The sequence below is a fragment of the Belnapia mucosa genome, assembly GCF_016775475.1.
Lineage (GTDB): Bacteria > Pseudomonadota > Alphaproteobacteria > Acetobacterales > Acetobacteraceae > Belnapia > Belnapia mucosa.
This window is the reverse complement of sequence record NZ_JAEUXJ010000005.1, coordinates 21,465-39,217: the sequence shown is the minus strand read 5'-3', so window position 1 is coordinate 39,217 and position 17,753 is coordinate 21,465. Positions and strand designations below refer to the sequence as shown.

Genomic DNA, 17,753 nt, shown 5'->3' with positions numbered 1-17,753 from the left:
CCGCCTTCGCGGGCAGGCCGGGGAATGGCTGCCCGCGCGCCTCCCTGGCGCCGTCCTGGCACGGGCATTGCGTCCGTCATCCGCCCTGATGGAGCAGCCGCATGAATGACGCCAAGACCGAGCTCGGCCGCAAGATCCTGAAGATCAAGAAGGCCAAGGGTCTCAGATGGGCCGACATCGCCGCCCGCATCACCATGAGCCCCGTCTGGACCTGCGCCCTCTGCATGGGCCAGATGAGCGCCGAGCCGCACCACGCCCGCGGCATCGCCGAGATCCTCGGCCTCGATGAGGAGGAAGAGGCGACCCTCTGCGAGATTCCCTATCGCGGCGCCCAGCCCATGCCGCCGACCGACCCGCTGATCTACCGCTTCTACGAGCTGGTGCTGGTCTATGGCACGAGCTGGAAGGAGATGATCCACGAGGAATTCGGCGATGGCATCATGTCCGCCATCGATTACGACATGCAGCTGGAACGCCTGCCGGACCAGAAGGGCGACCGGGTGAAGATCACCATGTCGGGCAAGTTCCTGCCCTACAAGCGCTATTGAGGGCTTGCCGGGGCGGGCGGCTTCGGCTGTAACCCGCGCCCCTTTCCGCGGCGCGGGTCCCCCAATGCCACCCATCCTCGGCGTCGATTTCGGCACCACCAACAGCGTCGTCTCCATCCTGCAGCCGGATGGGCGGGTGGAGACGGCGCGCTTCGCCATCGGCGGCGCCGAGCTTGATGTCTTCCGTTCGGTGCTCTGCTTCGCGCCCGGCCTGGGCGGGCCGCGCCATGCCGCTGGCCCCGCCGCGATCGAGACCTATCTCGAAGACCCGCTCGCCAGCCGGCTCATCATGTCGATGAAGTCCTACTTGGCGCAGCGCAGCTTCACCGAGACGCGGATCTTCGGCCGTGCCTTCACGCTGGAGGATCTGATCGCGCTCTTCCTCGGCGCGCTGCATCCGCCGGTGCCGGGCGCACGGCTGATCGCGGGGCGGCCGGTGCGCTTCGCCGGCGACCTGCCGGAGGATGCGCTGGGCGAGTCCCGCCTGCGCACCGCCTATGCCGAGGCGGGCTGGCCCGAGATCGAATTCGCGCTGGAGCCGGAGGCGGCCGGACACCGCTTCGCCCATAGCCTCGACGGGCCGGCGACCATCCTGGTCGGGGATTTCGGCGGCGGCACCAGCGACTTCTCCGTGCTGCGCTTCGAACCGGGCGGCGTCACCCCGCTCGGCCATGCCGGCATCGGCATCGCCGGCGACCAGTTCGACTACCGCATCATCGACCATGCGGTTTCGCCCCTGCTCGGCCGCAACGACAGCTACCGGGTGATGGGCAAGCCCATGCCCATCCCCATCGCCTGGTATGCCGGCTTCGCCCGCTGGCATCGCCTCTCCCTGATGCGGGCGCCGCGCATCCTGCGCGACATCGCCGAGGTCGCCCGCACCGCCGACCATCCGGAACGGCTCCATGCCCTGGTCTCCCTGATCGAGGAGGAGGCCGGCTATGCGCTCTACCGCGCCGTCTCCGGCGTGAAGGCGGCGCTCTCGGCCGCGCCGCGGGCGATGCTGCAATTCCGCCATGAGGGCTTCCAGGTGGAGGCGGAGATCACTCGCGATGCCTTCGAGGATTGGATCGCGCCCGACCTCGCCCGGATCGGCGCCGCCATCGATGCGGCGCTGGAGGAGGCGCGGCTGCCGCATGAGGCGATCGACCGCGTCTTCCTGACCGGCGGGACCTCCCTCGTCCCCGCGGTGCGGCGGCTGTTCGAGATGCGCTTCGGCGCGGCGCGGCTGGCGGGGGGCGGCGAATTCGTCTCGGTCGCCGAGGGGCTGGCTCTGATCGGCGGGGCGCGGTTGCGCGCGGCCCGGTAAATCCGAGGCCCGGGCGAGGCATTCACGCCGGAGGTCGAAGCGGCCTGGGTGGCCGCCTATACCTTGTGTCCGGCGTAATGATCGCCGCGGCCCAGGCAGTCTAGCCCCGGAAGCCGGCCAGGACGAAGAGCACCAGCAGGAAGCCGATGAAGCCGGCGCCCTGGAGGAGATAGGACAGCGCGCTGACCTTCTCCTCGGCCCGGCGGCGGATCGGCTCGCGCGAGCGGGCGATGGTGATCGGGGTGGCGGGGGCGGACTGGGCCATGGTGCAACTCCCTTTGGGTGGTGTGCCAGGGAGGTTGCAGCCGCCATGCCATGCAAATTGCAATTCGGGCGGGGATCAGCCCCCGCGGGCGGCGGCGATCAGCCCTTTCATGTGCCGGATCACCACCGGCAGCCCCTCAAAGACGCTCTGGCCGATCAGGAAATGGCCGATGCTGACCTCCACCACCTCCGGCATGGCGGCGACCGGCGGCAGCGTCTCATAGGACAACCCGTGCCCGGCATGGCATTGCAGCCCGGCCGCGGCCGCCGCGGTGGCGCCCTGTCGCAGTTTCGCAAGATGCAATTCGCGCTCGGCGGCCGGGGCATCGGCATAGGCGCCGGTATGCAGCTCCACCGCCTGCGCCCCCATGCGGGCCGCCGCCTCGATCTGCCGGGCATCCGCTTCGACGAAGACCGAGACCTCGATCCCGGCCCCGGCCAGCCGCGCAATTGCATTCTGCAAGGATGCACCGGCGGCGATGACGTCGAGGCCGCCCTCCGTGGTCAACTCCGCGCGCTTCTCCGGCACGATGCAGCAGGCGGGCGGGCAGAGGCGGAGCGCGATGCCGACCATCTCCTCGGTCGCCGCCATCTCGAAATTCAGCCGCGTCGCCACCTCGGCCGAGACGCGCTCCAGGTCCCGGTCGCGGACGTGGCGGCGGTCCTCCCGCAGATGCATGGTGATGCCGTCGGCGCCGGCCGCCATGGCGATGCGCGCCGCCTCGACCGGGCAGGGGAAGCTGCCGCCGCGGGCATTCCGCAGCGTCGCCACATGGTCGATGTTCACGGAGAGGCGCATCGGCGTCATGAGCTGGCTTTCCTGCGGTGGGCGGCGATCTCGGCGGCGAGGCGGAGGGCGGCGATCAGGCTGCCCGGATCGGCCAGGCCCCGCCCGGCGATGTCGAGCGCCGTGCCATGGTCCGGGCTGGTCCGGACGATGGAGAGGCCGAGGGTGACATTCACCCCACCCGCCATGTCGAGCGTCTTGATCGGGATCAGCGCCTGGTCGTGATAGAGGCCGAGCGCCACGTCATAACCGGGCCGCGCCTTGGCGGTGAACATCGTGTCCGGCGGGATGGGCCCGCGCGCGTCGATCCCCTCGGCCCGCAGCATGGCGACGGCCGGGGCCACGATATCGCGGTCCTCGGTGCCGATGGTGCCGTCCTCGCCCGCATGCGGGTTCAGCCCGGCGATGGCCAGCCGCGGGGCGGCGATGCCGAAATCCTGCCGCAGCCCGGCCGCGGTCAGCCGGGCGCATTCGATGATGAGCTCGGGCGTGAGGCGGGCGATGGCCTGCTTCAGCGGCTCGTGGATCGTCACCGGTACCACCCGCAATTCGGGACAGGCGAGCAGCATGATGGGCGGGCGGCCGGTCCCGGCGATCTCGGCCAGGTATTCGGTATGGCCGGGATGGCGGAAGCCGGCGGCGTAGAGGGCGGATTTCTGGATCGGGTTGGTGACGATGCCGGTAGCGCGGCCTGCCTTGGCCAGCGCCACCGCCTCGTCGATGGCGGCGATGACGGCCGGGGCATTGGCCGGGTCCAGCCGGCCCGGGACAGAGGGGCGGGGGAGGGGCCGGTGCAGCACCGGCAGCGCCTCCGGGAAGGCGGCCAGCGCCTCCTCCGGCGCGGCGATGCGGCGGATGGGCACCCCCGCCAGTCGGTCGGCATCGTCGATCAGGAAAAAGGCCGGGCCGGTGGCGCGCAGGGCGGCCCAGGCGCCGGCGGCGATCTCGCCGCCGATGCCGGCGGGCTCGCCCATCGTCAGGGCCAAGGGGGCGAGGTCCGGGGGCATGTCCATGTCCCCGATGTAGTCCCCCCGGTCCCGCCTGCCCAGATCAGCGCGCCCGCTCGATATTCCAGATCACGGGGAAGCCGAAATCGATCACGCCCTTGAGCTCCGCCCGCCACACCGCCGGGGCCTGGAACTGACCGTCGAGCGGGAAGGTGACGTTCTCGATCGACAGCCGCTGCAACTCCGCTGCCAGTTCCTTCCGCTTCGCGGGGTCGCTCTCGGCGGCGAAGCGGTCGAGCACGGGCGTCATCGCCGGCACGCAATAGCCCCAGGGCTGGTTGTTCGAGCAGTTGTAGCCGATGCCCATGTTGGAGAGCGGGTCCGCCATGTCGAAGCCGGTATAGACCACGGAGATGAGGTTCCAGCCGCCCTCCGCGATGGGCTGCCGCCCGACCCAGCGCTGCGCCAGCGAGGACCAGTCGGAGGCCTGGACATCGAGGTTGAAGCCGGCGCGCTTCAGCCGGTCGATGACGACGAGCGCCATCGGGTTGATCAGCGCGCTGTCGGCCGGCTGGAGGTAGACGATGCGCTCGTTGTTGTAGCCGGCCTCGCGCAGCAGGGCGCGGGCGCGCTCGAGGTTCGGCGTGCGGATGGCTTCGCCCCCGGTATCGGTGCTGTAGCGCGTGCCGCAGAGATAGACCGAGACGCATTTGGCATCGACCATCCCCTCCGGCAGCCCGTGCCCGGCGAGGATCTCCTCCCGGTCCAGCGCGGCCTGGAGGGCGCGGCGCATCGGCAGCCGGTCGAAGGGCGGCAGGTAGTGGTTGATGCTGACGCCGCCGACGATCTGCGCGATGCCGCCCGGTTTGGCGATGACGAGGTTCCGGTCGCGGCGGAAGGTCGGCAGGTAGTCGATCGGCGCATATTCGAGGTAGTCGACCTCGCCGCGGGTGATGGCCGCGGCGCGGAGCGAGATGTCCGGCAGGGTGACGAACTCGACGCGCTCCATCTTCGCCAGCTTGCCGCCGGCCAGCCCATCGGCCGGCTCCGGGCGCGGGACGTAGCGCGGGTTGCGGCGGAAGAAGGTGCGCTCGCCGGGCACCCATTCCTCCTTGATGAAGAGATAGGGCCCGCTGCCGACGACCTCCGCCACCGGCTGGGTCGGCGGCGTCGCGGAGGCGATGCGCGCCGGCATGATGAAGGGCACATGCACGCTCGGCTTGCCGAGCGCATCGATGACGCCGCCGAAGGGTTGCGCCAGCTGCAGCACGAAGCGATTCGGCGCCTCGGCGCGGAACTCCTTCGTCGCCGCGATCAGGCGCCGCCCGATCGCATCCCGCGCGCCCCAACGCTTGAGCGAGGCGATGACGTCATCCGCCGTGACCGGCGTGCCGTCGCTGAACTCGAGCCCGGGGCGGAGGGTGAAGGTCCAGGCGAGCTTGTCGTCGCTGACCTGCCATCCCTCCAGCATCTGCGGCCGGTACTCGCCCTTGCTGTCCATGGCGACGAGCGTGTCGTAGACCATATAGGCGAAGTTGCGGGTGACGAAGGAGGGGCTGGAGATCGGGTCGAGATTCTGCAGCCCGACATTGAGGACGAGGCGCAGCGGCCGCTCGCGCGGCTGCGCCACCGCCGAGAGGACGAGGCTGCCGGCGGCCAGCGCGCCGAGAAAAAAGCGGCGAAGGATCATCGATTCACTCCGTCTCATGCGCCGCCGACCAAGCCTCGGCGACCTCGGTGCCGGTGGCGAACCATACATCGGGGAAGGTCTTGATCCACTGGATCATCTCGCGCAGCAGCGCGATGCGGCTCGGCCGGCCGCTGACCTGCGGATGCATCACCAGGTTGTAGAGCCCGCCCCAGCGATAGATCTCGCGGAACTCCTCCTGGAAGACCTCGCGGATATGGCTGTTGGGGAAGATCGGCCGCGGCGACTTCACCGAGAACAGCGCATGTGGCGCGTCGTCCAGGCTCCAGTGCCAGGGCAGTTCGATCGGGCCCGGGCTGCCATCCGGCATGATATGCCGGTAGGGGTTGATATGGTCGAGCAGGGAGCTGTCGTAGAGGAAGTCGTGCTTCTTCAGCAGCCGGATGAGGTTGTCACTGGTCTCGCCGGCGGGCGAGCGGTAGCCGTGCGGCACCACGCCGAGGCAGCGCTTCAACGCCTCGAGCCCCCGCTCCATCTCCTCGACCTCCTTGTCGGGGAAGGCAGGGTCGATCCAGCTATGGGAATAGCTGTGATGGGCGATCTCGTGCCCCTCGCGCAGGATCATCTCGGCCCGCGCGGTGTGCTTTTCGGCCGTCCAGCCGACGACGAAGAAGGTGGCCTTCACGCCCTCCTGCCGCAGCACCTCGAGGATCATCGGCACGCCGACTTTCGCGCCGTAGGCGCCCTGGCTGAGGATGCCAGGGCGGCGGGCATTCTCCGGGTCGCGGGAGAGCCAGAGCGTCTCCGCATCGAAATCGAAGGTCAGCATCACCGCGACCTTCGCATTGCCCGGCCAGTTCACCCGCATATCGATCATCGGTCGCCTCTTCGCCCGTTTCAGCCAGCCTCGCGCGGCGGGTGCCGCGCCGCAAGCCACCCGCCATCGACGGCGATCACCTGGCCGGCGACATAGGCCGCGTCGTCGGAGGCGAGGAAGGCGATGACGGCGGCCACCTCTTCGGGCGTGCCGGCCCGGCGCAGCGGCGTCGGCTCAAGCACGGCACGGCGGTAGTAGTCGTTGCCGAGATGGCCCATGGTCATCGCCGTCTCTATCACGCCGGGGGCGACGGCATTCACCAGGATCCCCTCCGGCGCCAGTTCCCCGGCGAGCTGTCGCGTCATCTGCGCGATGCCGGCCTTGGCGACGGCATAGGCGGTGGTGCCGGGATAGCCGGCGATGCCGAAGGTGGAGGAGACGGAGACGATCCGCCCGGGTGCATGTCCCTTGGGCCGCGCCAGATGCGGAATGGCCGCGCGCGTCAGCCGCAGCACCGCCTTCAGGTTGGTGTCGATGAAGCGGTCGATGAGGTCGTCATCCGAGTCCAGCAGCGGCTTCGAGCCACCGATGCCGGCATTGTTGACCAGGATGTCGAGCCGGCCGAAGGCATCGAGCGCGGTATCCACTACCGCCTCGCCCGCCCCGCGTGCCGCGAGGTCAATGCGCAGCCCGACGCCGCCGATGGCCTCGGCCTGGGCCATCACCTCCGGTGCCAGGTCGGCGAGCAGCACCTGCGCGCCCTCCTCGGCCAGCCTTGCGGCGGTGGCGGCGCCGATGCCGCGCGCCGCGCCGGTGACGATGGCCGCGCGGCCGGCGAAGCGCTTCGGATCAGGCAAGCCGGCCTCCATCGACGGGGAGCGCGACGCCGGTGACGAAACCGGCCTCCTCGCTGAGCAGGAACAGCACCGCATCCGCCACCTCTTCCGCCTTGCCGAAGCGGCCGAGCGGGTGGCGGGCGCGGAACAGCGCCTCGCGCGCGGCACGCGCCGCCGGGTCGCCGGCGCTGGCGAAGGTCTCCTCCAGCATCGGCGTCTCGATCGAGCCGGGGCAGACGCAGTTGACCCGGATGCCCTCCGGCGCATGCGCCACGGCGAGGCTGCGGGTCAGCAGCACCACCGCGCCCTTGCTCGCCGAATAGGCCGGCATGGTGGGCGAGCCGACCAGCCCCGCCGCCGAGGAGAAGGCGACCATCGCCCCGCCGCCCGCCGCGCGCATCAGGGGAAAGGCGGCGCGGGCGGCGAGCCAGGTGCCCTTCACATTGACGGCGAAGAGCCGGTCCCACTCCGCCTCCTCCACCTCGGTCGCCGGGCGCACCGGGCCGAGCAGGCCGGCCGCCGTCACCAGCAGGCGGAGCGTGCCGAGGCTCGCCGCCGCGGCGACCGCGGTTTCGATATCCGCGGCGCTGGAGGCATCGCCGACCCGCGTCAGGGCGCCGGGGCATTGCGCCGCGGTCTCGACGAGGCCCGCCGCGTCGCGGTCGAACAGCATCAGCCGCGCCCCCTCGCGCGCCAGGCCGAGCGCGGTGGCGCGGCCGAGGCCGGAGGCGGCGCCGGTGACGAGCGCCACCTGGCCGGTGAAGCGATCCGGCCTCATGCGTCGGCGCCGGGCGCGGCTTCCTCGGCACGCAGCTCGGCGAAGACCTCGCGTGCCACCAGCAGCGCCTCCCGCACATGCGGGGCGCCGATATAGCCGGCGGTGTGCAGCAGCGCCTCGCCCAGCTCATCCTCGGTCCAGTCCTGGCGGCGGGCCATACGGAGATGGATGCGCAGCTCCGGCCAAGCCGCGGTCGCGGTATCGGTGATGCAGGTGATCAGCGCCCGGGTCTTGAGATCGAGCCCCGGCCGGGTCCAGAGCAGGCCGAAGACGCCTTCCCGCGTCCAGTCGGCGAATTTCTCCATCAGCGGGTCGTTGTAGACGGTGCTGGCCATGCGCTCGGCCATCGCATCGCCCATCAGGGCACGGCGCATCTCCGTGCCCTTGCGGTACATCTCGCTGCGGTCCATGGGCGTCCTTCCCGTTTATGGTTTCTGCAGGTTCTCGCGCAGCGTAGCGCCGCGATACTCGGTGCGGAACAGCCCGCGGCGCTGCAATTCCGGCACCACCAGCCGGCAGAAATCCTCCAGCATCCCCGGCGAGACGGTCGGCCAGATGATGAAGCCGTCGCAGGCGCCGCTGGTGAAGTAATCCTCCAGCTGGTCGGCAATCGTCGCCGCCGTGCCGACCAGCAGGTCGCGCGGCTTGCTCGCGGCCTGGGCGAAGCTGATCCGCTCCTGCTCCATCAATTGCAGCACTCGGTCATGCGATCCGGAGATGCCCTGGTTGCCCTGGGCCTGGGAAACCTGCTCCGCCGTCTGGTGCTTCGACAGATCGGCACCGAGCAGCGAGGAGTTCAGCATCAGCTGCGCCTCCGGCTCGATCAGCGACTGGAGATAGGCGTGCCGCTCCTGCGCGATGGACTCCGTCTCGCCGACAACGACGGCGAAGGAGGGCAGCACCTTGCAGGCTTCGGGCGGGCGGCCGTACTTCTCCATCCGCGCCTTGATGTCGTCATGGAAGGCGATGGTGTCGGCCTTGCTGTGCGGGGTGCAGAAGATCATCTCTGCCCAGCGTGCGGCGAATTCCCGGCCGCGGTCGGAGGCGCCGGCCTGCAGGAAGACCGGCCGCACCTGCGGCGTGCGCGGGATGCTGAGCGGCCCGCGCGTGCGGACGTATTTCCCCTCGAAATTGGTGTAGTGGACCTTGGCCGGGTCGATGAAGCGGTTGCCCGACTTGTCGAGGACCAGCGCATCCTCCTCCCAGCTCTCCCAGAGGGCGCAGCAGGCTTCCAGCACCTCGTCGCCCCGGTCGTAGCGCAGCGCCTTGGGCGGGATGCCGTCCAGGCCGAAATTCCGCGCCTCCAGATTGGTCGCCGAGGTGACGACATTCCAGGCCGCGCGGCCCTTCGTCACCATGTCGAGCGAGGCCAGCGTCCGCGCCAGGTAATAGGGCGTCGAGAAGGTGGTGGAGAGGGTGGCGCCGAGCCCCAGATGCCGCGTCACCCGCGCCATGAAGGGTAGGATGGTCAGCGGATCGAGGTAGCTGATCTGTCCGCCCATCCGCAGATAGGCATCGAAATTGCCGCCATGGATATCCGGCAGGCCGAAGGTGTCGGCGTAGAAGCAGGCATCGAAGCAACCGGCTTCCAGCACGCGGGCCAGATGCTCGTAGCGGGACGGCTCGAAGATGTCGTGCAGATCGGCTTCCGGATGGCGCCAGGCCCCCGGATGGTTGGCGGTCGGCCCGGTCTTCAGATAGGCGACCAGGTGCATCCGGCGCGGCGTCGTCATGCGGCAGGCCCCTCGGTTTGGGTTGCGGCCGGCTGGCATTCTCTCCGCCACCACTATGCGGGTGGGTCACCGGCGCCTCAAGGCCGGACGGCCGGGGTCTCCAGCGGCATGCCGGCGGCGCGGCGCATCAGGAACAGCTCGATGGCGGCATATTCGGGCGCGCCATAGGCATAGGGTTCGGACCGGACGCCGGCCATGCAGTTGCGCAGGCGCCGTTGCAGGGAACCCATGCCCTGCCATTCCAGCCGGTAGAGCGGATAGCCGGTGGGATGCGCCTCCGGGATCGGGCTGCCGGCCAGGTGACGCCCGGCATTTGCGTCATGACATTGCGCGCAGGAGAGGTCGAGCTGCCCACGCCGCTCCCGGTACAGCGCCTCGCCGCGGGCCAGGGCCGGGGCGAGGCGGGGATCCTCCGGCGGGCTGATCGGCATCCCGCGCGACTGCAGGCCGATCACCGCCGCCAGCGCCAGCGCTTCTGCCGACTCGCGGGGAAAGGGCGTGCGGTGCTGCCGTGCCTCCTGGCATTGGGCGATGCGGCCGGCGAGGTCGGTGGGCCCGCCGCTTGCCGCATCCCAGGCCGGATAGCGGGCGGCGACGCCGCGCATCCTGGCGACGTCGCCATGGCAGGAGGCGCAGCCGGTGCTGTCCCACAATGCCCGGCCCTCTTCGACCCAGAGCATGCCGGGATTGGCGCTGTCGTCCCGCTGCATGGCCTGGGTTCCGGGAGACATCAGCTCGAAGCCCGATTGCCGCGGCTCGGCCGAGGCCGCGCCGGCCAGCAGCAGGGCGAGCAGCACCCGTCTCATGTCACCGTCAGGCTGCGCGTCTCGGTCTGTTCGAAGCCGTTATCGCCGGTCCAGGTGAAGGCGAGGATGCCGCTCTCGGTCGCCACGGTGCTGAAGCTGAGGAAGGGGTTGGCGGCGATGGCCGGTGCCAGCTCCGCCGCGAAGATCTCCTCATTGTTGTAGAGGCAGGTGAAGCGCGTGATGATGTCGCGCGGCACCACCACGCCATCGGCGCCGGGGCGGTAGCCGGTTTCCATCACATGCTGGATCAGGGTGCGGATCTCGATCACCTCGCCGCGCCGGGCGGTGCGGGGCAGGTTGATGAGGGCGCGGGCCATGCCTCAACCCTCCACGCAGGCGGCCAGTGTCACGATGACCTCGGCGCTCGCGCTGCGGTAGCTGCCATCGCTCAGCTCCGCCACCGCCACCAGCCGCTGCGAGGTAGCGAGCCGCATCCGCGTCGAGAGCCGCGCCCGGCCGGCACGTGGGCCGATCTGCGCGGTGATGACATGCGGCTGCGGGTTGCGCTCGTTGAAGAGGGCGATGCGGCGGACATGATCCTCTTCGGTCATCGGGCTCTCGACCGCGATGGTGACCGGCACGGTGTTGCCGTTCTCGACCAGCGGCGGGATGTCGAGCGTGATGCCGCCCTCGCTTGGCTCCTTCCCGCCGGTGAAGCCGAGCACCGCCTCGCGCAGGCCCGGCCGCTCCGCCCGTGCCGGGCGCAGCAGCGCCACGGCGAGCAGCCCGGCGCCCAGCGCGCGACGCTCAATGCTTAAGCGTAAGGAGGAAGGCGACGACATCCTCGATCTCCATGGCGGTCAGGATGGGCCGCCCCTGCCAGGCCGGCCCGACCCGGACCAGCCCCTCGGTCCGGTAGTAGGAGGGCATGATGGTCTCGGAGTTCAACCTCCGCCCATCCACCAGCCGCAGGCGCAACTGATCCTCGGTCAGCCGGGCGCCGACCCCGGCGAGGCTCGGCGCCAGGTCGCCCTGGAAGCGCTCCTCCAGGAAGGGCCCGGCATGGCAGAGCAGACAGAGGCCGCGCTGACGCGTGGTGACGATGGCGCGCCCCCGCGCCGGATCGCCCGGCTGGCCGGTGAGGGAGGGGATGCCCTCCTCGGCGGCGGCCCCACCGGCCAGCAGCAGGGCGAGGGCCAGCGCCCATCTAGCCAAAGGCATCCGCCGTGACGGTGCGGAACCAGTCCTCGGCATAGCCGGCCTCCGCGGCGCGGGTGGCGGCAGGGGCGCCGAGCGCGCTGACGCCACCCGCCCCCGGCACATCCGCCAGCAGCCCATTCGCCGGCTGGTAGACCCCGGCGATGGAGATGCCATAGCCGGGCTCGACCAGGCTGTAGCAGGTGTTGATCAGCTTGGGCGGGGCAGGAGCCTCGCCGCGCAGCAGCGCCGCCACCGCCTCGGCACAGACCCGCGCCTGGGCATTGGCGGCAAAGGCCGATTTCGGCATGGCGCCGGCGATGATCGCATCGCCGATCAGATGCACCCCCGCCCGCTGCCGCGATTCGAAGCTGACCGGATCGACCGGGCACCAGCCGCTACGGTCGGTCAGCCCCGCCGCCTGCGCGATCCGCCCGGCCGATTGCGGCGGGATGATATTGGCCACCGCCGCCTGATGCTCGCCGAACTCGGTCCGCACCACCCGCGCCGCCGCATCCACCTCCACCACCTTGCCGCCCGAGGACAGCGGCACCCATTCCAGCAGGCCAGGATAGAGCGCCGCCCAAGCCTCTTCGAAGAGCTTTTGCTTGGAGAAGGTATCCTTCGCATCGAGCAGGATGAGCTTCGACCGTGGCTTCCGCGTCTTGAGGTGATGCGCGATGAGGCTCGCCCGCTCATAGGGGCCGGGCGGGCAGCGATAGGGGTTGGCCGGCGCCGAGAGCACCACCAGCCCGCCATCCTCCATCGCCTCGAGCTGCCGCCGCAGCAGCAGGGTCTGCGGCCCGGCGCGCCAGGCATGCGGCATGACCTCGGTATCGAGGCCGGGGATGGCATCCGGCCGCAGCGCGATCCCCGGCGCCATCACCAGCCGGTCGAAGGGGAGGGTAGCGCCGTCCGCCAGCACCACCTGCCGCGCCTCGACCGTCCGCGCCGCCTGGAGCACGACGGCGATGCCCTCCCGCCGGAGCCCGTCATAGCCGAAGCGCTGCGCCTCCATCTCCCGCAGCCCGGCGATGACCGCATTGCTGAAGGGGCAGGAGAGGTAGGTCGCATCCCGCTCCACCAGCGTCACCGCCACGCCCAGCCGGTGCAGCGCCCGCGCCGCCGTCGCGCCGCCGAAGCCGCCGCCGATGACGACCACCTTCGGCGCCGCCTGCGCCAGGGCGGGCGCGGCCAGCAGCGCCGCGCCGAGCAGCGCCCGCCGCCTCACCGCGGCGCCGAAACCCAGGCGGCGATGGCCCGGATCTCCTCTTCGGTGAAGCCGCGGGCAATCCGGTCCATCACCGTGGGCGATCCCCGGCCGGCCTTGTAGGCCAGCATCGTCCCGGCGATCGCCTCCGCCGGCTGGCCGGCCAGCACGGGCATCCCGCCCCCGCCATGGCAGCCGGCGCAGGAGGAGGCGCCCGGCGGCGGCGCCGCCGCGGCCGGCAGCGCCACCAGGAGACTAAGCCCTACGCAGATCCGCATGCTTCAGCGGCAGTTGCCGCACCCGTTTGCCGGTGGCGGCGAAGATCGCATTCAGCACCGCCGGCGCGGCGACGGCGATGGTCGGCTCCCCGACGCCGCCCCAGAAGCCGCCGGAGGGCATCAGGATCGCCTCCACCGCCGGCATCTCCGCCATGCGCATGACCGGGTAGGTATCGAAATTCTCCTGCTCGATCCGGCCATTCGCCACGGTGCATTCGCCATAGAGCGCCGCACTCAGCCCATAGACAAAGGAGCCTTCGACCTGCGCCGCGATCTGCTGCGGGTTCACCGCATGGCCGGGATCGGTGGCGGCGGTGATCTTGTGGATGGTCAGCTCCCCGGCCGGGTTGACCGAAACCTCGGCGCAGGCAGCGACATAGCTGCCGAAGCCCATGATCTGGGCGAGGCCGCGTGCCCGTCCCGCTGGTGCCGGCGTGCCCCAGCCGCCGCGTTCCGCCACCGCGTTCAGCACCGCGAGGTGCTTCGGGCTGTTCTTCAGCAGGGCGCGGCGGAATTCCAGCGGGTCCTTGCCGGCAGCATGCGCCAGCTCATCCATGAAGCATTCGACATAGACGGCGTTCTGGTTGAGGTTCACTCCGCGCCAGAAGCCCGGCGGCACATGCGGGTTGCGCATCGCATGGTCGATGAGGAGGTTCGGCACCGCATAGCCGAAGGCCCCCTCCTCGCCGCCCGGGCTGAGCCCCTGGAACACCACCGGGTCCCGCCCGTCGCGGATATTCTGCGGGAAGATGCCGGCGACGATCGACTGGCCGGAGATGCGCATGGCGAGACCGGTCAGGTTCCCCTGCGCGTCCAGCGCCCCGGTCAGCTTGGCCTGGGTGATCGGATGGTAGCGGCCATGGATCATATCCTCCTCGCGCGACCACAGCAGCTTCACCGGCGTGCCGGGCATCTGCTTGGCAATCTCGACCGCCTGGCGCACCCAATCGTGCACCGCGCCGCGCCGGCCGAAGCCACCGCCGAGATGGATCTTGTAGACCTCGCATTTGGCGGGCGGCAGGCCCGCCGCCTCCGAGGCCGCGGCCAGCGCTGCCTCGCCATTCTGGGTCGGCGTCCAGACCTCGCAGCGCTCCGGAGTCCAGCGCGCCGTGGCGTTCATCGGCTCCATGGTCGCGTGGTTCTGGAAGGGGTAGCCATAGGTGGCCTCGACCCGCTTCGCCGCGCCCGCGATCGCTGCCTTGGCGTCGCCCGCGCGGTTGCCGACCGCCGCTTCCGGCGCCTCCAGCCCGGCCTTCAGCACCTCGGCGATGCTGGCGGAGGAGACCTGCGCGTTCGGCCCGTTGTCCCAGGTGATGGGCAGCGCATCGAGCGCGGTCTTCGCCCGCCACCAAGTATCGGCGACGACGGCGACGGCGGTCTCGCCTACCTGGACCACCTTCTTCACCCCTGGCATGCCGGCGATCTTGGCCGCGTCGAAGCTCGCCACCTTGCCGCCGAAGACCGGGCAGTCGCGGATGGCGGCGTTCAGCATCCCGGGCAGGACGAGGTCGGCGCCGTAGATCTGCTTGCCATTGGTCTTTTCGGCCGTATCCAGCCGCGGCAGCGGCTTGCCGGCGATGGTCCAGTCCCTCGGGGCACGCAGCGGCACATCGGTCGGTGGGGTCAGCTTCGCCGCCGCCTCGGCCACCTTGCCATAGGTGGTCGTCCGGCCGGAGGGCGCATGGGTGATGGTGCTGTTCGCCGCGCGGCATTCGCCGGCCGGCACGCCCCAGCCCTGGGCCGCGGCCTCGACCAGCATCATCCGCGCCGCGGCGCCGCCCTTGCGGACATACTCATGGCTTTCGCGGATGCCGCGGCTGCCGCCCGTCGACATGTTCCCCCAAGCGCGATTGCGTGCCAAGTTCTGCCCCGGGGTCGGGTATTCAGTGGAGACCTTCGACCAGTCGGCATTCAGTTCCTCGGCGACGAGCTGGGCGAGGCCGGTGAGCGTGCCCTGGCCCATCTCCGAGCGGGCGATGCGGATGATGATGCTGTCATCCGGCTTCACCACCACCCAGGCATTGACCTCGGGCGTGGCGGCGGGCGCAGCCCCCTGGGCCGCAGCATCGGGCACGCGGATGCCGAGTGTGAAGGCCCCGAGCGCCGCCGAGACCTGGAGGAAGCCGCGGCGCGGCAGCGATGCGATCTGGTTCATCCCCGCCTCCTCAGCCATTGGCCTGGTTGCCGCCGGCTGCCTGCTTGATGGCGGCCTGGACGCGGTTATAGGTGCCGCAGCGGCAGATATTGGTGATCTCGCCGCGGATATCGGCGTCGCTCGGCTTCGGGTTGGCGGTGAGCAGCGCGGCCGCCGCCATGATCATGCCCGACTGGCAATAGCCGCATTGCGGCACGTCGAGCGCGACCCAGGCCTTCTGCAGGGGATGGTCGCCATTCGGCGACAGCCCCTCGATGGTGACGATCTTCTGGGTCTCGTTGAAGGCCGAGACGGGCATGGAGCAGGAGCGGGTGGCGACGCCATCCACATGGACGGTGCAGGCGCCGCATTGCGCGACGCCGCAGCCATATTTCGTGCCGGTCAGCCCGACCTGCTCGCGGATGGCCCAGAGGAGGGGCGTATCGTCTTCGACCGTAATCTCGACGACGCGCCCGTTTATATTGAGCCTGGCCATCCGCTGTCTCCCCGCCTTTGCCCCAACCCTAGCGGTGGAGATGGCGGGGGTTCAACATCCGGCAAGGCCGATCAGGTCAGGCGGCGACGGCCACATAGGGCAGGCGCTTCACCCGGTCCATGTTCAGCCCCTCGATCCGCAGCAGCCGGGTCGGGCCGTCGCGGCGTGGGGAATGCAGCTCGCCCGGCTCATAGAGATAGGCATCGCCCGGCTGCAGCGCGTAGTCGCGCACCGGCTTCGCCTTGCCGGGCGTGGTCTCGGTCGGGCGGGCGAGGCATTCGTAATCGGTCATCACCGTCTGGCCCTCGGCCTGGCCATAGATCGCCCAGGAGGGGCCATGGTCATGCGGCGTGCTGTTCTTCGCTCCCTGATAGGCATGGGCGAGGATGGCGAAGCCCAGATCGGGATCCTCGTAGAGCACCTTCCGCTCCGGCGTGCCCTCGGGCAGGATCTCGGCGACGAAAGCCGGGTCCTTCAGCGCCTGCTGGACCAGCTCCGTGACCGCCACGCGGCCCTCGGTGCCGGGATGGGTTGCCAGTGCCTCGCGGCACTGCGCCGCGAAACGCTCGAGCGTCATCGCCATGATTCTGGCCTCCTCGCCTTGATGGGGCGGCGACGGTAAGACCATACTCCGCCGACTGTCGAGAGCAGGCCCATGACCCAGGATCCCCGCCTGGCCCAAATCGCCGAGCTGCTGGAGCTGCGCGCGGATGGTCCATATGGGCTGCATGACATCAACCAGCGGCAGCATGCCCTCCAATCCGCCTGGCTGGCCGAGCAGGCCGGCTGCCCGCCGGCGCTGATCGCCGCCGCCCTGATGCATGATATTGGCCATCTGGTGCACGATCTCGGCGACAACCCGGCCGCCGAGGGTATCGACGACCGGCATGAGGCGGTGGGCCATGCCTTCCTCGCCCGCTGGTTCGGGCCGGAGGTGACGGAGCCGGTGCGGATGCATGTCGCCGCCAAGCGCTTCCTCTGCGCCACCGAGGCCGATTACTTCGGCAAGCTCTCGCCGGATTCCGTGCTCAGCCTCACGCTGCAAGGCGGGCCGATGTCGGCGACGGAGGTCGTGGCCTTCCGCGCCCTGCCGCAGGCCGCGGCGGCGGTGCAGCTCCGCCGCTTCGATGAGGAAGCCAAGGCGAAGGGGCTGGAGACGCCGCCGGTCGCGCATTTCATGCCGGCCGTCGCGGCCTCGATCCGTCAGCCCGGATAGGCTTCCGCCCGGATATCGGCCAGCCAGACCGGCTCCGTCCCCTCCGGCTGGACCAGCTCCGTCTCGGCATGGTCCTCCAGCAGCCGGTGCAGCAGGGCGCCGCAGCAGCGCTCGCCGGGCAGGCCGGGCTGGATCTCCGGCTCGACCAGGAAGGAGGCGGCCGGGGCCCAGGCATAGCGGACCGCGCCACGGGTGAAGCCGTGATGCAGGTGCAGATGGCCCGAGGCGACCAGCCGCAGCCCCGCATGCCCGAGCAGCGGCGCCAGCGCCGGCCGGGCCTGGGGCGGCACCGACCAGTAGTCAAATTTCGGGTCCTCCGGAGCGGTGACGAAGACCGGCTTGTGGAGGAAGAGGGCGATGCGGCTGCTTGTCGCCGCGGCCTCGGCGATGAAGGCGGCCTGCGCCGCCTCCTCGGCCAGGCCCGTCCCCATGATCTCGGTATCGAGGCCGATGATCCGCCAGCCGGGCAGGTCCCGCATCCACCAGTCCGGCCCGACCAGGCTGCGGAAGCGCGCCACCCGCGCCGCATCCACCGGCTGCTTCGGCATGGTCCGGGGATGGCTGCCGACATCGTGGTTGCCCGGGATGGCGAGCAGCGGCACCGGGAATGCCCGCAGCAGCGCGACGGCGCCGGACAGGTCCTCCGACCGGTCGGCGCCATCCAGCGACAGGTCGCCGCTGGCGATGACGAGGTCGGGCCGCGCCGCCTCCGCCCAGGCCCGCAGCCGAGCCAGATTGGCGCGGAACAGCCCGTTCCGCGGCGAGAGATGCGCGTCCGAGACCTGCAGGATGCGGAGCATGGCGCGCCG

22 protein-coding genes are annotated in these 17,753 nt (G+C 70.5%); 3 read left to right on the top strand and 19 right to left on the bottom strand.

Features of this window, described 5'->3' with window-relative positions; genetic code table 11:
• Positions 1-101 precede the first annotated feature (101 nt).
• Together cynS and JMJ55_RS13665 are read left to right on the top strand one after the other, a co-directional pair.
• Positions 102-548, top strand: coding sequence for a cyanase (cynS, locus tag JMJ55_RS13670; RefSeq protein ID WP_202826125.1), 447 nt, complete (start codon positions 102-104; stop codon positions 546-548).
• 64 nt (positions 549-612) lie between these two features.
• Complete coding sequence (locus JMJ55_RS13665; protein ID WP_202826124.1) at positions 613-1,857, top strand: Hsp70 family protein; 1,245 nt, start codon at positions 613-615, stop codon at positions 1,855-1,857.
• A 100-nt stretch (positions 1,858-1,957) separates the two neighbouring features.
• On the opposite strand, the gene JMJ55_RS13660 is transcribed toward JMJ55_RS13665, so the two are convergent.
• From JMJ55_RS13660 to JMJ55_RS13575, 18 genes are all read right to left on the bottom strand, one after another.
• Positions 1,958-2,122: a hypothetical protein gene (locus tag JMJ55_RS13660; RefSeq protein WP_202826123.1), complete on the bottom strand. Its 165-nt coding sequence runs from the start codon at positions 2,120-2,122 to the stop codon at positions 1,958-1,960.
• 75 nt (positions 2,123-2,197) lie between these two features.
• On the bottom strand, positions 2,198-2,929 hold the full coding sequence (locus tag JMJ55_RS13655) for a pyridoxine 5'-phosphate synthase (RefSeq protein ID WP_202826122.1): 732 nt from the start codon (positions 2,927-2,929) through the stop codon (positions 2,198-2,200).
• Positions 2,926-3,915, bottom strand: coding sequence for a 4-hydroxythreonine-4-phosphate dehydrogenase PdxA (pdxA, locus tag JMJ55_RS13650; protein ID WP_202826121.1), 990 nt, complete (start codon positions 3,913-3,915; stop codon positions 2,926-2,928). The genes JMJ55_RS13655 and pdxA overlap by 4 nt, the downstream gene beginning before the upstream one ends.
• A 43-nt stretch (positions 3,916-3,958) precedes the next feature.
• Complete coding sequence (locus tag JMJ55_RS13645; protein WP_202826120.1) at positions 3,959-5,545, bottom strand: ABC transporter substrate-binding protein; 1,587 nt, start codon at positions 5,543-5,545, stop codon at positions 3,959-3,961.
• Positions 5,546-5,549: 4 nt separating this feature from the next.
• A complete protein-coding gene (locus tag JMJ55_RS13640) occupies positions 5,550-6,380 on the bottom strand; it encodes a polysaccharide deacetylase family protein (RefSeq protein ID WP_202826119.1) in 831 nt (276 codons plus the stop codon).
• A 20-nt stretch (positions 6,381-6,400) separates the two neighbouring features.
• Positions 6,401-7,177: an SDR family NAD(P)-dependent oxidoreductase gene (locus tag JMJ55_RS13635; RefSeq protein WP_202826118.1), complete on the bottom strand. Its 777-nt coding sequence runs from the start codon at positions 7,175-7,177 to the stop codon at positions 6,401-6,403.
• Entirely contained in the window at positions 7,170-7,934 is a 765-nt protein-coding gene (locus JMJ55_RS13630) for an SDR family NAD(P)-dependent oxidoreductase (protein ID WP_202826117.1), read from the bottom strand. The genes JMJ55_RS13635 and JMJ55_RS13630 overlap by 8 nt, the downstream gene beginning before the upstream one ends.
• Positions 7,931-8,344 carry a carboxymuconolactone decarboxylase family protein gene (locus JMJ55_RS13625; RefSeq protein ID WP_202826116.1) on the bottom strand — a complete coding sequence of 138 codons (414 nt, stop codon included), beginning with the start codon at positions 8,342-8,344 and terminating at the stop codon, positions 7,931-7,933. The genes JMJ55_RS13630 and JMJ55_RS13625 overlap by 4 nt, the downstream gene beginning before the upstream one ends.
• 15 nt (positions 8,345-8,359) lie before the next feature.
• Positions 8,360-9,667: an LLM class flavin-dependent oxidoreductase gene (locus tag JMJ55_RS13620; RefSeq protein ID WP_202826115.1), complete on the bottom strand. Its 1,308-nt coding sequence runs from the start codon at positions 9,665-9,667 to the stop codon at positions 8,360-8,362.
• A gap of 77 nt (positions 9,668-9,744) precedes the next feature.
• Positions 9,745-10,473 (bottom strand): sulfur oxidation c-type cytochrome SoxA, encoded by a 729-nt coding sequence (soxA, locus tag JMJ55_RS13615; protein WP_236033700.1) that lies wholly within the window; start codon positions 10,471-10,473, stop codon positions 9,745-9,747.
• Positions 10,470-10,790 (bottom strand): thiosulfate oxidation carrier complex protein SoxZ, encoded by a 321-nt coding sequence (gene soxZ / locus JMJ55_RS13610; RefSeq protein ID WP_202826114.1) that lies wholly within the window; start codon positions 10,788-10,790, stop codon positions 10,470-10,472. The genes soxA and soxZ overlap by 4 nt, the downstream gene beginning before the upstream one ends.
• Before the next feature lie 3 nt (positions 10,791-10,793).
• Positions 10,794-11,255, bottom strand: coding sequence for a SoxY-related AACIE arm protein (locus JMJ55_RS13605; protein ID WP_202826113.1), 462 nt, complete (start codon positions 11,253-11,255; stop codon positions 10,794-10,796).
• A complete protein-coding gene (gene soxX / locus JMJ55_RS13600; RefSeq protein ID WP_202826112.1) occupies positions 11,221-11,628 on the bottom strand; it encodes a sulfur oxidation c-type cytochrome SoxX in 408 nt (135 codons plus the stop codon). Before soxX ends, JMJ55_RS13605 begins: the two co-directional genes overlap by 35 nt.
• Entirely contained in the window at positions 11,621-12,841 is a 1,221-nt protein-coding gene (locus tag JMJ55_RS13595; RefSeq protein ID WP_328702635.1) for an NAD(P)/FAD-dependent oxidoreductase, read from the bottom strand. Before JMJ55_RS13595 ends, soxX begins: the two co-directional genes overlap by 8 nt.
• Positions 12,838-13,068 (bottom strand): c-type cytochrome, encoded by a 231-nt coding sequence (locus JMJ55_RS13590; RefSeq protein WP_202826111.1) that lies wholly within the window; start codon positions 13,066-13,068, stop codon positions 12,838-12,840. Before JMJ55_RS13590 ends, JMJ55_RS13595 begins: the two co-directional genes overlap by 4 nt.
• Positions 13,069-13,075: 7 nt before the next feature.
• Positions 13,076-15,253, bottom strand: coding sequence for a xanthine dehydrogenase family protein molybdopterin-binding subunit (locus tag JMJ55_RS13585; RefSeq protein ID WP_236033699.1), 2,178 nt, complete (start codon positions 15,251-15,253; stop codon positions 13,076-13,078).
• Between the two features lie 10 nt (positions 15,254-15,263).
• Positions 15,264-15,728 carry a (2Fe-2S)-binding protein gene (locus tag JMJ55_RS13580; protein WP_202826109.1) on the bottom strand — a complete coding sequence of 155 codons (465 nt, stop codon included), beginning with the start codon at positions 15,726-15,728 and terminating at the stop codon, positions 15,264-15,266.
• Between the two features lie 76 nt (positions 15,729-15,804).
• Entirely contained in the window at positions 15,805-16,311 is a 507-nt protein-coding gene (locus JMJ55_RS13575; RefSeq protein ID WP_202826108.1) for a cupin domain-containing protein, read from the bottom strand.
• A gap of 72 nt (positions 16,312-16,383) precedes the next feature.
• Here JMJ55_RS13575 and JMJ55_RS13570 point away from each other — a divergent pair, with 72 nt between their 5' ends.
• A complete protein-coding gene (locus JMJ55_RS13570; RefSeq protein ID WP_202826107.1) occupies positions 16,384-16,944 on the top strand; it encodes an HD domain-containing protein in 561 nt (186 codons plus the stop codon).
• Here the strand turns inward: JMJ55_RS13570 and JMJ55_RS13565 are convergent.
• Entirely contained in the window at positions 16,932-17,744 is an 813-nt protein-coding gene (locus JMJ55_RS13565; protein WP_202826106.1) for a metallophosphoesterase family protein, read from the bottom strand. The two genes, JMJ55_RS13570 and JMJ55_RS13565, sit on opposite strands and share 13 nt — an antisense overlap.
• Between the last annotated feature and the right edge of the window lie 9 nt (positions 17,745-17,753).

Excerpts from the sequence above, each read along its gene's own strand:
- JMJ55_RS13570 (WP_202826107.1), top strand. The coding sequence starts at position 16,384 with ATGACCCAGGATCCCCGCCTGGCCCAAATCGCCGAGCTGCTGGAGCTG.
- soxZ (WP_202826114.1), bottom strand. The coding sequence starts at position 10,790 with ATGGCCCGCGCCCTCATCAACCTGCCCCGCACCGCCCGGCGCGGCGAG.
- JMJ55_RS13655 (WP_202826122.1), bottom strand. The coding sequence starts at position 2,929 with ATGACGCCGATGCGCCTCTCCGTGAACATCGACCATGTGGCGACGCTG.
- pdxA (WP_202826121.1), bottom strand. The coding sequence starts at position 3,915 with ATGCCCCCGGACCTCGCCCCCTTGGCCCTGACGATGGGCGAGCCCGCC.
- JMJ55_RS13580 (WP_202826109.1), bottom strand. The coding sequence starts at position 15,728 with ATGGCCAGGCTCAATATAAACGGGCGCGTCGTCGAGATTACGGTCGAA.
- JMJ55_RS13640 (WP_202826119.1), bottom strand. The coding sequence starts at position 6,380 with ATGATCGATATGCGGGTGAACTGGCCGGGCAATGCGAAGGTCGCGGTG.
- JMJ55_RS13585 (WP_236033699.1), bottom strand. The coding sequence starts at position 15,253 with ATGAACCAGATCGCATCGCTGCCGCGCCGCGGCTTCCTCCAGGTCTCG.
- JMJ55_RS13630 (WP_202826117.1), bottom strand. The coding sequence starts at position 7,934 with ATGAGGCCGGATCGCTTCACCGGCCAGGTGGCGCTCGTCACCGGCGCC.
- JMJ55_RS13665 (WP_202826124.1), top strand. The coding sequence starts at position 613 with ATGCCACCCATCCTCGGCGTCGATTTCGGCACCACCAACAGCGTCGTC.
- JMJ55_RS13620 (WP_202826115.1), bottom strand. The coding sequence starts at position 9,667 with ATGACGACGCCGCGCCGGATGCACCTGGTCGCCTATCTGAAGACCGGG.
- JMJ55_RS13645 (WP_202826120.1), bottom strand. The coding sequence starts at position 5,545 with ATGATCCTTCGCCGCTTTTTTCTCGGCGCGCTGGCCGCCGGCAGCCTC.
- soxA (WP_236033700.1), bottom strand. The coding sequence starts at position 10,473 with ATGAGACGGGTGCTGCTCGCCCTGCTGCTGGCCGGCGCGGCCTCGGCC.
- cynS (WP_202826125.1), top strand. The coding sequence starts at position 102 with ATGAATGACGCCAAGACCGAGCTCGGCCGCAAGATCCTGAAGATCAAG.
- JMJ55_RS13625 (WP_202826116.1), bottom strand. The coding sequence starts at position 8,344 with ATGGACCGCAGCGAGATGTACCGCAAGGGCACGGAGATGCGCCGTGCC.
- JMJ55_RS13575 (WP_202826108.1), bottom strand. The coding sequence starts at position 16,311 with ATGGCGATGACGCTCGAGCGTTTCGCGGCGCAGTGCCGCGAGGCACTG.
- JMJ55_RS13605 (WP_202826113.1), bottom strand. The coding sequence starts at position 11,255 with ATGTCGTCGCCTTCCTCCTTACGCTTAAGCATTGAGCGTCGCGCGCTG.
- JMJ55_RS13565 (WP_202826106.1), bottom strand. The coding sequence starts at position 17,744 with ATGCTCCGCATCCTGCAGGTCTCGGACGCGCATCTCTCGCCGCGGAAC.
- JMJ55_RS13660 (WP_202826123.1), bottom strand. The coding sequence starts at position 2,122 with ATGGCCCAGTCCGCCCCCGCCACCCCGATCACCATCGCCCGCTCGCGC.